Source organism: Sporosarcina ureae (assembly GCF_029267015.1).
Lineage (GTDB): Bacteria > Bacillota > Bacilli > Bacillales_A > Planococcaceae > Sporosarcina > Sporosarcina ureae_D.
In genome coordinates this window covers 18,127-32,950 of sequence record NZ_JARIEA010000047.1, presented here as the reverse complement: position 1 = coordinate 32,950, position 14,824 = coordinate 18,127, and the positions used below count along the sequence as shown (strand labels likewise).

Genomic DNA, 14,824 nt, shown 5'->3' with positions numbered 1-14,824 from the left:
AGTGAGCAAGCTGGTAGAAGTTATAGGAAATATAGGGTTCGGATGATAACATGGCACTTTTGTGCAATATCCGATAAAATGAAAGTACACATTAAATATTTGGAGGAATTACACGTGGAGAATCAATCTAAAACATTTTATATTACAACACCCATTTATTATCCAAGTGGGAAATTTCATATAGGAACGGCATATACAACAATCGCTTCTGACGCTATGGCACGTTATAAGCGTTTGCGCGGATATGACGTCAGATTCCTAACTGGAATGGACGAGCATGGACAGAAGATCCAAGAAAAGGCAGAAGAAGAAGGTCTATCGCCAATTAAATATGTTGACGGTATTGCAGACGTTGCGAAGGACCTATGGAAACTGATGGATATCACGTACGATGACTTAATCCGTACGACAGAAGATCGTCACAAGACAGTCGTTGAAAAGATATTCAAGAAGTTCCTTGATAATGGAGACATTTATAAAGGAAAGTATGAAGGATGGAAATGCGTGCCATGTGAATCGTACTTTACTGAGTCGCAACTTGTTGACGGGAATTGTCCGGACTGCGGCCGCCCCGTTCACCGCGTAGAAGAAGAGTCATACTTCTTCAACATGAAGAAATATGCAGACCGTTTACTTGCGTATTATGAAGAGAATCCTACATTTATTGAACCAGAATCACGCAAAAATGAAATGATCAATAACTTCATTAAACCAGGACTTGAGGATTTATCCGTTTCTCGCATGTCATTTGACTGGGGAATTAAAGTGCCTGGAGATCCAAAGCACGTTATTTACGTATGGGTCGATGCATTGACGAATTATATTACGGCTCTTGGTTATATGTCCGATGACGAATCGTTATTCAATAAATACTGGCCAGCGGATGTGCATGTAGTAGGAAAAGATATTGTCCGTTTCCACACAATCTATTGGCCGATATTCTTAATGGCACTAGATCTTCCTTTGCCGAAGAAAGTATTCGCACACGGGTTCATCATGATGAAAGATGGCAAAATGTCTAAGTCTAAAGGTAATGTAGTCTATCCTGAAATGCTTGTTGAACGCTATGGCCTCGATGCTACACGTTATTTCTTGCTTCGTGAATTACCATTTGGCCAAGATGGTGTATTCTCACCGGAAGCATTTGTCGAGCGTATTAACTATGACTTAGCGAATGATTTAGGAAACTTATTAAACCGCACCATTTCCATGATCAATAAATACTTTGATGGAGAAATTTTAACAAAAGATCTTGTACCGACCGAATTTGATGCGCCATTACGTGACATGATTCAGCATACAGTGAAGAAATATGAGAATTCTATGGAAAAGATGCAGTTTAGTGTCGTACTTTCTGATGTGTGGGCATTAATATCCCGCACAAATAAATATATTGATGAGACATCTCCATGGGTATTGGCAAAATCAGAAGAAGATCGTATGAAACTAGCGTCGGTTATGTATCATTTGGCACTATCTCTTCATCATACAGCTATACTCTTGCAGCCATTCATGACAAACGCACCTAAACAAATGATAGATCAACTGGGTCTCACTGAAGATTCATTAAACTGGGCTTCATTAGAAGAAGGCTATGCTATTCCTGCAGGTACAAAAGTTATCAAAAAAGGTGTTCCCATCTTCCCGCGTCTCGAAACAGAAGTAGAAGTCGAATATATTCGTCAGCAAATGGCGATTACGGCACCAGCTGAAGTAGAAGAGAAGGTAGAAGAAGTGAAAGAAGAAACAAATGAAATTACATTTGATGCATTTATGAATGTAGACATGCGTGTAGCAACTGTCACAGCATGCGAAAAAATGCCAAAAGCTGACAAGTTGTTGAAGTTGCAAGTGGACTTGGGCTACGAGCAACGTCAAGTCGTGTCTGGTATTGCGCAACATTACAGCGCTGAAGACGTAGTTGGCATGAAAGTAATTGTTGTTGCGAATTTGAAGCCGGTTAAACTACGTGGAGAATTATCACAAGGTATGATCTTGGCGGGCGAAAAAGACGGCGTGTTAAAACTTGCAACAGTCGATCCTTCATTAGAGAACGGCGCACAAGTAAAATAAGTTAGTAAAATACAAAGCTGTCATCAGAAGTCGGAATTACGATTTCTGATGACAGCTTTTTGCATTTTGACATGAATTGAGTGAGTGGAGAGTAAGATGCGTAGGGTAATAGTGCTGAATACTAGTCAGGAAAAACTAATAGGGACGCTATCAGCACAACGGTTTCTTAAAATCTTGAAGGGAGAATACAGCACTAGTTGATCGGAATGGAACGCGTCCGTCCGGAATGTAGATCAACGACTTCTACTCACTTGCTCAATTTTTATGTCATAAATGTTACAACAAACCTATAAAAGCTAATTATTCACCATATACATTCTTACTTCTCAGCATGACTACTAGTAAAGCATTCCGTAGCTACTAGACGGAATTAACAATCTACTTGTTACACAACTGTAATATAAATGAGATGAAAGACACAAACAAAAATTATAGAATAGGAAACAGTGTTAGGAGAGATACTATGTTTATTGATACACATGTTCACTTAAATGCAGATCAATACGAAGAAGACGTGGAAGAAGTCATTCAACGTGCAATTGATGCAAACGTAGAAAAGATGGTTGTAGTTGGGTTTGATACAAAAACTATCAACAAGGCCATGGAATTAGTAGAACAATATCCATTCATCTATGGCGTTATTGGCTGGCATCCTGTTGATGCAATAGATTGCACAGATAGCGATCTACAATGGATCAAAGAATTAGCAGCCCATCCAAAGGTTGTCGGCATCGGAGAAACCGGTCTCGATTATCACTGGGATAAATCGCCGAAAGACATACAACAAGAAGTATTTCGCAAACAAATACAGTTGGCTAAAGAAGTAGATTTGCCAATCATCATTCATAACCGCGACGCAACAGGTGATGTAGTTCGCATTCTGCAAGAAGAAAATGCGGCGAAAGTCGGTGGGATCATGCATTGTTACAGCGGTAGCGTAGAAACAGCTAAACAATGTATAGATATGAACTTCTTCATCTCGTTAGGTGGACCTGTAACATTTAAAAATGCTAGAATGCCGAAAGAAGTAGCGACACAGATTCCACTCGATAAGCTACTGATCGAAACGGATGCACCATACTTAGCACCGCATCCTTATCGAGGGAAACGTAATGAACCTTCTTATGTACCGCTAGTGGCAGAAGAAATTGCCCGTTTAAAGGAAGTATCGGTTGAGGAAGTAGCCAAACAAACGACTGCAAATGCATTACAACTGTTTAACATTCAGTGAACGATTTATGGCAATTATTTGTCTTACACGTCCGAAATGATTCTAGTTGGCAAGGATAGGTAGTTTAATAGTTTGACAGTAAAAAATAAACGCTATATACTCAGCCGAGTAATGAAAGGGGAAACTTTTACATGTCTCAGAAGAATACCAAGTTTATGCGCATTGGGATTTTATTTATGGCAATGGCATTATTCGTAGCAACAACGTCACTCGTATTGATTGACGGGAAGAAGAAAAACGTCTCAATGGATCTTAATGGAAAGCAAATAGAATTACGTACAGCAGCAGCTACGGTTGGAGAAGTATTAGCGGCGAATGACGTAAAAGTAGCAAAGCATGACATAGTAGAACCAGCAGTCAATACGCCAGTTGAAAATGACACAGCAATCAAATGGCAAAAAGCTAAACAAGTCATGATTGATGTGGATGGCAAGACACAAGAACTATGGACAACAGATGCTACAGTAAATGATGTGTTGAAGACAGCGGGAATTGAAATCACTACTCATGATGAAATCGAACCTGCTCTCGAAACGAAGATTACAGACAATCAACCAATTGCGATTGCAAAAGCATTTCCTGTTACAGTTAAAGATGGTGGAAAAGAAAGCACTGTTTGGTCTACTCAAACTACAGTGAGAAAGTTTTTAACAGATCAAAACATTCGTCTTTCAAACTTGGATAAAGTAGAAGGTGACACAAGTGCGAAACTCACAGCATCTAATGCAGTGGTAAACATCGCGCGTGTTGAAAAAATTACTGATGTAGTAGTAGAATCAGCAGATTTCAAAACAAAGAGAAAAACAGATATGACAATGCTTAAAGGTGAAGAGAAAGTCGTCACGAATGGTAAAAAGGGTAAGTTACAAAAGAAGTTCCAAATTACAAAAAAGAACGGAAAAATCGTTTCGCGTGAGTTCGTTGGTAAAACAATGGTAGAAGAACCTACAGCCAAAGTAGTTCACGTAGGAGCTAAAGCACCGAAAGTAGAAATAGCAGCGGCTGCGCCGGCAAAAGCGACTACAAGTGCGTCAGCAAAATCTTCAAGCACGCCAGCGAAAGCACAAGTTGCAGTATCACGTGGCAACAGCGGAGAGCCTAGCGGCGGAAAAGAATTCTACGCTAATGCAAGTGCGTATACAGCTTATTGTAACGGATGTTCAGGAATCACAGCTACAGGCGTTAACTTGCGCGCAAATCCGGGTATGAAATTGATTGCAGTAGATCCAAGAGTCATTCCACTAGGCTCTAAAGTTTGGGTGGAAGGCTATGGTTACGCAATTGCAGGAGATACAGGGGGAGCTATCAAAGGAAACCGTATCGACTTACACATGCCAACAAAAGAAGCGGCTTATGCATTTGGTCGCCGTCAAGTAAAAATCAAAGTCATCAACTAATAAAAGCTGGCCGATAAGGAGAAGAAAGACTCTTCCTCTTATCGGTTTTTTCTGTTTCCTATCGGTAAGGTTGTATAGAATAGAAAAACGCAGTAAAATAGTAAGAATGATATCGTGAGAAAAGAGGAATGTTGTGAATATAGAAGAAGTAGTCGTAGTTGAAGGAAAGTCTGACACAGTGGCTGTGAAACGTGCAACAGGAGCAGATACGATTGAAACGAATGGTTCGGCAATCTCGGACAAGACGATCGAGCGGATACGTCATGCACAACAGACACGTGGGGTCATCGTCTTCACTGACCCAGACTTTCCTGGACGACGTATTCGGGCCATAATTGAAGAACAAATCCCTGATGTTAAACATGCGTTTTTACCGAAGAAAGAAACTATAGCAAAAAATGGCCGTGGCTTAGGGATTGAACATGCGAATGATGATGCGATTCGTCAAGCATTGGCTTCTGTTTATACAGTGAGCGAGCATACAATAGAAGAGATACCGATGGCTGTATTATTAGAGGCAAGATTGATCGGTCACAGTGATTCGAGAAAGCGCAGAGAACGTTTGTCAGAATTACTGCATATAGGACAGGTAAACGGCAAAGGATTGAAGAAACGACTGGAGATGTTCCGAATTTCTATCGCCACATTAAATGAAGCGATACAAGTTCTTGACGAGGAGGAAATGACAACTGATGTATAAAGACATAGCAACGCCAGCGAGAACGAAAGAAATCTTACAAAAGCATGGTTTTTCATTCAAGAAGAGTTTAGGTCAAAATTTCTTAGTGGATTCAAACGTACTGCATAACATCGTCTCGCATGCAGCGATCACGAAAGATACAGGGGTTATTGAAGTGGGACCAGGAATCGGTGCGTTAACAGAGCATCTCGCGCGGCAGGCAGGTAAGGTTGTGGCATTTGAAATAGACGGTCGACTGTTACCTGTACTCGAAGATACGATGTCACCTTATTCGAATGTCACGGTCATTCATCAAGACGTATTAAAAGCAGACATTCATCAAGTAATTGAAGAACAATTTGCAGATTATGAAGACATCGTAGTTGTCGCCAATTTACCGTATTATATTACAACGCCGATCATTATGAAATTCTTGATGGAAAAAGCCCGTGTTAGTCAGCTTGTTATTATGATGCAAAAAGAAGTAGCTGATCGAATAACGGCAGTGCCTAGCACGAAGGCCTATGGTTCGTTATCAATCGCTGTTCAGTACTATATGGACGCAGAAGTGTCTATGATTGTCCCGAAGACGGTATTCATTCCGCAACCGAATGTGGAGTCAGCTGTACTTAGTTTGACGCGCAGAGAAGAAGCACACGCTCCTGTAGCGGATGAAGACTTCTTGTTCACTGTCACACAAGGATCGTTCTTGCATCGCCGCAAGACGCTGTGGAACAATCTTCAAGCGTCGCTACCTGAAGGGAAAGAAAAAAAGGAATTGATTCAACAAGCATTTGAACAATCTGGTATAGATCCGATCAGAAGAGGGGAAACATTATCGATTGCAGAGTTCATCAAACTGGCCAATGCACTATACCCTCACTTTGGCAAGATAAAATCGGAATAAAATTAATGACAATTTCATATGAAAAAATAGTGAATTTCATCATAAAGTAATTGACAAAGGCATAGACAAACTGTTAAAATAAAAATTTTGTTGACAAACGCATGTAAAAGTGTTATGCTTATATTTAGTGAGGTGTAAGTAACATGCCAAAAACATTAGCAGACATTAAAAAGTCACTGGACGCTCATTTAGGGAAACGTCTTCACTTGAAAGCAAATGGTGGTCGTAAGAAGACGATCGAACATGCTGGAGTGTTGCGCGATACGTATCGTGCCGTTTTCGTAGTAGAGCTGGATCAGGATGACAATGCGTTTGAAAGAGTTTCTTACAGCTATGCTGATATTTTAACCGAAGCGGTTGAAATAACAGTACTTGATGGTTCGGATCAAACAGCTTTTATCATCAAGTAATTTATCATGCTATTTTAATTTATTTCCTAGTGAATCCGCCAAGAAGCTCTGGCGGATTTTTTATTGTTTTGTATAAATGAAGTGTAATTTTCTCTGAATGGCTCATATTACGTAAGTCAGCCGAAAAGGAGGAAACTAAATGGCGAGAAAAGGCGTCATGTCAGATCAATTGAAAGTAGAAATCGCGAAAGAGCTTGGCTTCTATGACGTTGTTCAGAAAGAAGGCTGGGGCGGTATTCGCTCACGTGATGCAGGAAACATGGTAAAACATGCAATTGAAATGGCAAGTAGACAAGTGGAGGAAAAGAAATAATCCAACCAATGTCCGTAGAATCCAAAACAGGCTGACAGATAGAACTGCAAAGGCGTAATTGCTTTGCGGTTCTTTTTTTATAGTAAACTACTTACGCTTCCACTGTACACTGTCACTTGGAACATTCGCACGTGTCCACCACTTCGCTTCGTATAAGCTGCCTTCAAATCTTGCCTGGTCTCCCTCTACATAGACAATACCTTGATCCCATTTGACCGCGGGTTGAGTAGGTTTGTCCTGATCGGGCTTTGGCTGCGTTTTAGGTGCCGAGCTTGGTTTACTTGGCGTTAGAGGTATCATGTCTACAGTATTGTCGGGCTCAGTTGGTTGGGCTTGTTTACCTCCGAAATCAGCATCAATCACGTTGTAGAAAGCATTCTTTGTATCGCCAATGTTCCAAACGGCTAGAATTACATGATAACCGGTCCGTTCAGGTATGTTACAAGATGTCTATATATACAGAAATCCGACGTTTAATTGACGACAAAATAAGAAATTATGCTTAATTATATTTTTAACGTTGTGTTGTACAGCACAAATTTAATATTTTATTCTGACTATCTGTTACTTATTCAGTAGTGATATAGCATTGAAGTCTTTGGAGAATAGTACTTTATGTATTTATGTGTATGAACTAGGTGTATATAGGTAGCGAATTTAGTACGTTTGTGTAGTAAAACAACATGTTTTAACATTTTTATCTTATTACTTAATTAACGTGATATAGTCAGTACATATTATGGGAAAAGGGGACTAATACGTATGAAAAAGATTTTTATAGTAATTTTACTACTTGTTTTGACACTATCGTCAGCTCCTACAACACATGCTTCTACTAAAGTATTTACAGATGTTCCGAAAACTCACCCTAACTATACTGCTATTATGTATTTGCTGGAAAACAAAGTGATTGAACCTACTGCGCGTTTTGGGTTAAACGATAAAGTGACACGTGAAGAAGTAGCAATTATGGTGGCTAAAGCGACAGGGCTTGATGGAAAGAAAACAAAAACGAAATTTAAAGATGTTCCCGCCAGCAGATACTCATCTGGCTATATCAACTCTGCGGTGAAAGCGGGAATTATAAACGGTTATCCCGATGGTACATTTAAACCGACGCAAAAAGTAACGCGTGGACATATGGCTGCATTCATTGCGAATGCGTTTAAACTGACGAAAGAAAAAGATATTCGATTTAAGGACGTACCGAAGGGTTCGACTGCGTATAATGCGGTGCGTAAGCTAGCTTTTGAAAATATTACCTCAGGCTATCCCGACGGCACGTTTAAACCGAATGAAACACTGACTCGTTCACATATTGCTGCATTCGTAGCAAGAGCTATGGATCCCGCATTCCGACCTGTACCGCCCGTCATGGTAACGAGGGGTATTCATTTTGGAATGGACCCTGCACAAGTAATGAATGTCGAATCAAAGTCACCGGCGATATTGCTGTCCAATTTACGTGAAGGAAATAAACGATTATTAATCTACCGGACTACAAAGTATAATTTCTATACAGATTTAATTTACTACTTTGAAAATAATAAGTTGCAGTTCATAAGTTATGACTTCATGGGTGGCGAAGACTACTACCATACTTCAGATGAGATGTTTGCAATATATAATGAATTAAACGAACAGGCGCAACGTGAGTTCGGTGCAGACTATTACTCGGACACAGATAATGAAACTACATTCAATTCAGGATGGGATAAGACCGGATACGTAGTAATTCTTACAGTGAATGATGACGATGTAAGTACCGCCGCTAATTTAGTGTATTTGCCGCATTCAATGTTAGAGTAACCGGTTGTTTATTGGAGTTACAAAGTGAAATCTCTTTGTAACTTTTTTCTATTACACAAAGAACCTCAAACTTTTATAATTTACGTTATGCTAGAGTGAGAAGTCATTAAACGTATTAGAATTCTCGGGGATGTTTTAGTTGCCCGAAATGGTAGGAGGAGAAGTGGTGAAGAAAGGCAATTTAGGACGAGCGCTATTTGCGGGGATCTTTGTCGGTATGATCAGCTTCATCAAAGGGTTGTTTTTTCCAGAACTGAATTCGTTTATATCTATTGCGCTTATGGTAGTCGCTGCTTTAATAGGTTATTCGTTGGGAAATAAAATATGGATCAGACGTGAAGAGGAGAAAAACACTAAAACTACTATATAATCTTTTGATCGGAGGTTAGTAAAGGTGTGGAATGAAAATGACTCAACAAAACAGATGGGTATCACATACCCCATCATACAAGCAGGAATGGCTGGCGGTACGACCACACCAGAACTGGTAGTGGCTGTGTCCAATGCAGGTGGTTTAGGTACACTGGGCGCGGGCTATATGAAAGCAGAAGACATGAAAGCAACGATTAAACAGATTAAGAAATTAACGGATCAGCCTTTTGGCGTCAATTTATTTATTCCTGAGACGTCTGATATATCCGATGAAAAGATCAAGAAGGCTAATGATTTATTACGACCATATCGTGAAGAGTTACATGTTTCAGAGCCAGAAGTGAAAAAGATATCTACAGCAAACTTTGAACAGCAAGTAGAAGTTATTATACAAGAAAAAATAGCAGTTTGTAGCTTCACGTTTGGTGTTCCGACTAACGACATAGTCGAACGACTAAAAGCAGATAACATCCTCGTCATAGGGACTGCTACGACAGTGAAAGAGGCAATTATCAATGAACAGTCGGGTGTGGATATGGTCGTCATGCAAGGTAGTGAAGCGGGTGGGCATCGAGGTACGTTTTCGGGACGTTTCGATGATTCCATGATCGGAACGATGTCGCTTGTACCGCAAGCTGCGGACGCAGTACAAATTCCCGTTATTGCAGCCGGAGGAATAATGGACGGAAGGGGCGTTTTGGCAGCCCTTACACTTGGTGCGCAAGCTGTTCAAATGGGGACGGCTTTTGTAACGGCTATTGAAAGTGGCGCAAAACAACAGCACATCGACGCCATTTTACATAGTACGGAAGATCAAACTGTCATCACATCGGTATTTAGCGGTAAGCCTGCTAGAGGCATTCAGAATGAATTTATAGCGAAAATGAAGCCTTATGAAGATAGTCTGCCCGATTATCCTATAATGAATACATTAACGACAGGAATTCGTAATGAGGCCGCTAAGCAAAATCGTCCTGAATGGATACATCTTTGGAGTGGACAATCGCCTTGTTTGAGTAAGAAGCAACCTGTTGCGGACTTACTAACGGAAATCGTTTCCCAAGTAGAGAAGATCATACGCAATAGATGATAGGAGGGTGGAAGATGGTTAAACATAAAATCTATACAATGAGTTTCGCGAGTGTATATCCATTGTATATTAAAAAGGTAGAGAGAAAAGGACGTACAAAGTCGGAGGTCGATGAAATCATTCATTGGTTGACGGGATATAACCAACAACAGTTGGAAGCATTAATTGAAAAACAAACAAACTTTGAGACCTTCTTTTCTGAGGCTCCTCAGTTGAACCCTTCTCGGACGTTGATTAAAGGTGTCATATGCGGTATTAGAGTAGAGGAAATTGAAGAGCCGACGATGCGAGAAATTCGTTATTTGGATAAGTTAATCGACGAGTTGGCAAAAGGGAAATCGATGGAAAAGATTTTGCGTCAATAAGAACTGAAGTTCTAACCGAACAATCCAGCTGTAGTAAAGCAAATGTCTCATGACTGTCCTATCAAAATTAGAGTAAAGAACCGTGGATTTGTTTGCGGTTCTTTTTTTTATTAATCCTCCTATGTTCTATTCATTCTGTGGTAATATATGAGCAAGAACAATGCTGTGGGGAGGGAGCTTTTATCATGATTTACGAAAAGGCGCCTGCGAAAATCAACTTAACATTAGATGTGTTAAGCAAAAGACCGGATGGCTATCATGATGTCGAAATGATTATGACAACGGTTGATTTGGCAGACCGTATATGGCTTCGTCCTACGACGGATCATGCCATTACAATTAAATCGTCTCATCGATTTGTGCCGAATGATCGCAAAAACTTGGCGTATCAGGCAGCGGATTTATTGCGTAAGCGCTATAGCTTGGATTATGGAGTTGAAATTACTCTGGATAAGAATATACCGATTGCCGCCGGACTGGCAGGTGGTAGCTCAGATGCAGCTGCAGCTCTTCGTGGATTGAATCGGCTGTGGAATCTGGGGCTATCACTTGATCAATTAGCAGTGCTTGGTTCCGAAATTGGCTCAGACGTCTCGTTCTGCGTATACGGTGGCACGGCTATTGCAAGGGGACGTGGAGAAGATATCACTCATCTACCAGCTCCACCTAATTGCTGGGTGGTGCTGGCGAAGCCGACAATCGGCGTATCGACAGGCAATATTTATGGTCAGTTGGACTTGTCTTCCATTTCGCATCCCCAAACGGAGCGTATGATGGAAGCTTTGCAGGCAAGTGATTATGACAAGATGTGTGCTTCGCTAGGAAATGTACTGGAGCCCGTAACGATGGGCCTCCATGAAGAGGTTGTCATACTTAAAGAACAAATGGAGCGTTTTGGGGCAGATGCTGTTTTAATGAGCGGTAGCGGTCCGACGGTCTTTGGATTAGTGAAGCATGAATCGCGTGTACCAAGAATCGTCAATGCCTTGAAAGGGTTCTGCCAGGATGTACATGCCGTACGTATGCTTGGTGAACGTATTGTAGTTGATTAATACCGGACGATTATGATAGTCTACTTATAAATCATTCGGATTTAGGAGTCGGTATTATATGAAATGGAAAAGAAGTGAAAGGCTTGTCGATATGACGCGTCATTTGCTGGAAAATCCACACACTCTCATTTCTTTGACGTTTTTTTCGAACCGGTATTCAGCCGCCAAGTCCTCAATTAGTGAAGATCTTGGTATTTTGAAAGAGACATTTGAAGAAAGCGGTACGGGTCGTTTAATCACGATATCAGGTGCTGCTGGCGGTATAAAATATATACCGTTAGTCAGTCGTGAGGAGATAAAGGAAGTCATTCACTCATTAATGAATGAACTTGGAAAGTCAGATCGACTACTTCCAGGTGGCTATTTGTATATGACTGATCTGTTGGGCAATCCCAGGTTTCTCGATCGAATAGGCAAAGTGATTGCGACAGCTTTCTATGATAAAGAAATCGATGCAATTATGACAGTTGCGACAAAGGGCATTCCTATCGCCCACGCGATTGCACGGCATTTGAACGTACCTGTCATCGTCGTTCGAAGAGATAGCAAAGTGACGGAAGGTTCTACTGTCAGCATTAATTACGTTTCGGGTTCTGCGCGCAGGATCCAGACGATGGTGCTATCGAAGAGAAGTATGCAGAGCGGTCAGAAAGTGTTGTTGACAGATGATTTTATGAAAGTAGGCGGCACGATGCAAGGTATGAAGAGCCTGCTTGAAGAATTTAACTGTGAACTTGGTGGAGTGGCTGTTTTGGTGGAAGCTGAACATCTCGAAGAAGTTCTAGTAGATGATTATCTTTCATTGGTAAAACTGCATGCGGTCGACGAAAAACACCGTAAGATTGAGCTGGAAGAAGGAAATTATTTCACGAGAGGTGGTAATGAGTTATGGAATACGTAAAAACAGAACAAGCTCCACAAGCAATTGGACCGTATTCACAAGCAGTAAAAGTGAACGGAGTAGTGTACACATCTGGACAAATTCCTCTGACTCTTGCTGGGGAAGTAATAAGCGGCGGAATCGAAGAACAAACGAATCAAGTTCTTCATAACCTAAAAAAAGTACTTGAAGAAGCGGGTTCAAGCTTACAACAAGTCATCAAAACGACAGTATTCATTCAGGATATGAATGAATTCGGAGCGTTAAACGCCGTTTATGAAGAACACTTCGGTGAGCATAAACCGGCTCGTTCGACAGTGGAGGTAGCACGACTTCCGAAAGACGTACGAGTGGAAATAGAAGCTATCGCAATTTGTAAATAATGGAAATTGAAATCCGCTATGATCTACTTAAGATCATAGCGGATTTTTTTCTTTATAATATGTAAATTGTCAATTCAAGTCGAACGCTTCAGATAACTCATGAATACCTCAAAGGGCGTATTGAAATTAAGTACTTTTCTAGGGACTTGATTGAATTGTAACAAGAACTCTATGATCTCATTTTGTGTCAACTTACTAAAGTCTGTACCCTTTGGATACGTACGTCGTATTCGACCATTTGTATTTTCATTGGTACCACGCTGGCCGGGAACACCAGGATCTGAGAAGTAGAAGGGGAGCTCTAGACCTTTCTCCACCTCGACCCACATATGAAACTCCTTTCCTCTATCCGCTGTAATGGACTTCACCAGCTTCTTAGGCAGGTGTTTCAGAAGAGATATAATCTCTTTAGCTGTTTCAATTGCCGTCTTGGATGCCAACTTTTGAACAATGGTAAAACGACTCGTTCGTTCTGTAAGCGTAAGAATTTGGCTTTTATGCGCTTTACCGATCACTGTATCTACTTCCCAATGTCCGATTTCATTTCTAGGGGCCTGACGCGTATGAATCTTTTTCAACTCGGGCATCTTTCCACGCGTCTCTTGTTCATTATTTTTCAGTTTCTTGCCTTTACGAATGAGAAGCTTTTGAGATAATCGAAATAATCCCGCAGCAGCGTAACGATAAATACTTGAAACGCTTATAGAGAAAGGCTTTCCAGTCTCTTTTTCATATCGGCCTACAATCATTTCAGGTGACCAGCCTTTCTTCAAGTGATCTAGAATGTGCGTAATATCTTCAAGGTTTACCTGACGTTTACAGCCGCAGTTTTCACGCTTACTATCATAGTCTACTTTCGCTTGAAGCGCATTATAAGGAGAAACACGCTGTATTTCATAGTGAATCGTACTTTTACTTCTCTTTAGCTGACGTGCGATATAACCAAGAGTCTTATTGGCAATCGTATATTCTTCGATTAAAACACGTTCCCGTGGTAAAATGTGTGTATAGCTCATCGGGAGCACTCCTTTATTAGTTGATTGGCGTTAACTAATGTGTACCCGATTGAGCTATTTTTATTTATCTACCGTTCGACTTAATATGATAATCTACAATATAATAATTAGGCTAAAAGTAGCCTGCCTTTTGAAGTATTATACAAAAATTTAAAAATTCACAAAAATTCTATTTTCATTTGATGGGAAAACTAGTATTATAGAATCAGCACAAGTATTATGGTTAAAATGTAATTATGCCAACTAACCTAGAATACGTTCAGTGTCAGTAGACAACAAGGGAGTGGGGAAAATGGAGATCACAGATGTGAGATTACGCAAGGTAGACACGGAAGGCAGAATGAGAGCGATTGCTTCCATTACGCTTAACGATCAGTTTGTCATCCATGATATCCGAGTCATCGAGGGGAATGACGGATTATTCGTGGCCATGCCGAGCAAGCGCACACCGGATGGGGAGTTCCGCGATGTGGCGCATCCGATTAACTCGGATGCACGAACAAAGGTACAGGAGTCCATCCTGGCAGCATATCATCAAGTAGGCGAGCAGCAAGGGGAATTGCAAGAGGCTGTTCTATAATTTTATAAAGTAAGACAGCGTTTCCATATGTCGTATCCACAAAAAGGCCATCTATTCGAGTAGATGGCCTTTTTGTTGTTTTGAAATAGTAATGGAAAAGCTAGAAATGGGATAGGGGATGGGATTTTCGTTGCGAGCGGACGCTTTCCCATGGGCTCTCGGTGAGCCAACCAGGTCGCAAGCTCCCTTTTGGTTGTCTCTCCTTTCGAGCTGATCCATCGGGAGTCGCCGCTCGCAACGAAAATCCCTGCATTGTAAGTAGATAAT

General features: G+C 40.8%; 17 protein-coding genes and 1 pseudogene. 15 read left to right on the top strand and 3 right to left on the bottom strand.

The genetic code is table 11. From position 1 onward, the window contains the following. The first annotated feature begins 114 nt into the window (after window positions 1-114). The 7 genes from metG to Q7P97_RS07720 all read left to right on the top strand — a co-directional run bounded on the left by metG (window position 115) and on the right by Q7P97_RS07720 (window position 7,010). Window positions 115-2,073 carry a methionine--tRNA ligase gene (gene metG / locus Q7P97_RS07750; RefSeq protein WP_483315730.1) on the top strand — a complete coding sequence of 653 codons (1,959 nt, stop codon included), beginning with the start codon at window positions 115-117 and terminating at the stop codon, window positions 2,071-2,073. 463 nt (window positions 2,074-2,536) lie between these two features. Next, complete coding sequence (locus Q7P97_RS07745; RefSeq protein WP_303968653.1) at window positions 2,537-3,304, top strand: TatD family hydrolase; 768 nt, start codon at window positions 2,537-2,539, stop codon at window positions 3,302-3,304. Window positions 3,305-3,435: 131 nt separating this feature from the next. After that, window positions 3,436-4,701: a G5 and 3D domain-containing protein gene (locus tag Q7P97_RS07740; protein ID WP_303968652.1), complete on the top strand. Its 1,266-nt coding sequence runs from the start codon at window positions 3,436-3,438 to the stop codon at window positions 4,699-4,701. A gap of 133 nt (window positions 4,702-4,834) precedes the next feature. Beyond that, complete coding sequence (rnmV, locus tag Q7P97_RS07735; protein ID WP_303968651.1) at window positions 4,835-5,401, top strand: ribonuclease M5; 567 nt, start codon at window positions 4,835-4,837, stop codon at window positions 5,399-5,401. Then, window positions 5,394-6,287: a 16S rRNA (adenine(1518)-N(6)/adenine(1519)-N(6))-dimethyltransferase RsmA gene (rsmA, locus tag Q7P97_RS07730; RefSeq protein ID WP_303968650.1), complete on the top strand. Its 894-nt coding sequence runs from the start codon at window positions 5,394-5,396 to the stop codon at window positions 6,285-6,287. The genes rnmV and rsmA overlap by 8 nt, the downstream gene beginning before the upstream one ends. Window positions 6,288-6,430: 143 nt before the next feature. Then, window positions 6,431-6,697, top strand: coding sequence for a biofilm formation stimulator Veg (gene veg, locus Q7P97_RS07725; protein WP_029054863.1), 267 nt, complete (start codon window positions 6,431-6,433; stop codon window positions 6,695-6,697). 139 nt (window positions 6,698-6,836) lie between these two features. Beyond that, window positions 6,837-7,010: a small, acid-soluble spore protein, alpha/beta type gene (locus Q7P97_RS07720; protein WP_085427746.1), complete on the top strand. Its 174-nt coding sequence runs from the start codon at window positions 6,837-6,839 to the stop codon at window positions 7,008-7,010. A gap of 87 nt (window positions 7,011-7,097) precedes the next feature. On the opposite strand, the gene Q7P97_RS07715 is transcribed toward Q7P97_RS07720, so the two are convergent. Then, on the bottom strand, window positions 7,098-7,373 hold the full coding sequence (locus tag Q7P97_RS07715; protein ID WP_303968649.1) for a carbohydrate-binding protein: 276 nt from the start codon (window positions 7,371-7,373) through the stop codon (window positions 7,098-7,100). Window positions 7,374-7,376: 3 nt separating this feature from the next. Next, window positions 7,377-7,448: pseudogene (locus Q7P97_RS07710) on the bottom strand (lytic polysaccharide monooxygenase); the annotation flags it as partial. Window positions 7,449-7,772: 324 nt separating this feature from the next. On the opposite strand from Q7P97_RS07710, the gene Q7P97_RS07705 reads away from it, so the two are divergent. The 7 genes from Q7P97_RS07705 to Q7P97_RS07675 all read left to right on the top strand — a co-directional run bounded on the left by Q7P97_RS07705 (window position 7,773) and on the right by Q7P97_RS07675 (window position 12,961). Next, window positions 7,773-8,819: an S-layer homology domain-containing protein gene (locus Q7P97_RS07705; protein ID WP_303968648.1), complete on the top strand. Its 1,047-nt coding sequence runs from the start codon at window positions 7,773-7,775 to the stop codon at window positions 8,817-8,819. 166 nt (window positions 8,820-8,985) lie between these two features. Then, entirely contained in the window at window positions 8,986-9,189 is a 204-nt protein-coding gene (locus Q7P97_RS07700; protein ID WP_303968647.1) for a hypothetical protein, read from the top strand. A 24-nt stretch (window positions 9,190-9,213) separates the two neighbouring features. Then, window positions 9,214-10,281 carry an NAD(P)H-dependent flavin oxidoreductase gene (locus tag Q7P97_RS07695; protein ID WP_303968646.1) on the top strand — a complete coding sequence of 356 codons (1,068 nt, stop codon included), beginning with the start codon at window positions 9,214-9,216 and terminating at the stop codon, window positions 10,279-10,281. A gap of 14 nt (window positions 10,282-10,295) precedes the next feature. Beyond that, window positions 10,296-10,646 (top strand): DUF2200 domain-containing protein, encoded by a 351-nt coding sequence (locus Q7P97_RS07690; RefSeq protein WP_303968645.1) that lies wholly within the window; start codon window positions 10,296-10,298, stop codon window positions 10,644-10,646. A 185-nt stretch (window positions 10,647-10,831) separates the two neighbouring features. Beyond that, window positions 10,832-11,698 (top strand): 4-(cytidine 5'-diphospho)-2-C-methyl-D-erythritol kinase, encoded by an 867-nt coding sequence (ispE, locus tag Q7P97_RS07685; RefSeq protein WP_303968644.1) that lies wholly within the window; start codon window positions 10,832-10,834, stop codon window positions 11,696-11,698. 58 nt (window positions 11,699-11,756) lie between these two features. Then, window positions 11,757-12,599, top strand: a complete 843-nt coding sequence (gene purR, locus Q7P97_RS07680; RefSeq protein WP_303968643.1) for a pur operon repressor — start codon at window positions 11,757-11,759, stop codon at window positions 12,597-12,599. Further along, on the top strand, window positions 12,587-12,961 hold the full coding sequence (locus Q7P97_RS07675) for a RidA family protein (RefSeq protein ID WP_303968642.1): 375 nt from the start codon (window positions 12,587-12,589) through the stop codon (window positions 12,959-12,961). Before purR ends, Q7P97_RS07675 begins: the two co-directional genes overlap by 13 nt. Before the next feature lie 74 nt (window positions 12,962-13,035). On the opposite strand, the gene Q7P97_RS07670 is transcribed toward Q7P97_RS07675, so the two are convergent. After that, complete coding sequence (locus Q7P97_RS07670) at window positions 13,036-13,977, bottom strand: IS30 family transposase (RefSeq protein ID WP_303968641.1); 942 nt, start codon at window positions 13,975-13,977, stop codon at window positions 13,036-13,038. A 292-nt stretch (window positions 13,978-14,269) separates the two neighbouring features. On the opposite strand from Q7P97_RS07670, the gene spoVG reads away from it, so the two are divergent. Further along, entirely contained in the window at window positions 14,270-14,557 is a 288-nt protein-coding gene (gene spoVG / locus Q7P97_RS07665) for a septation regulator SpoVG (RefSeq protein ID WP_085427755.1), read from the top strand. Window positions 14,558-14,824 lie beyond the last annotated feature (267 nt).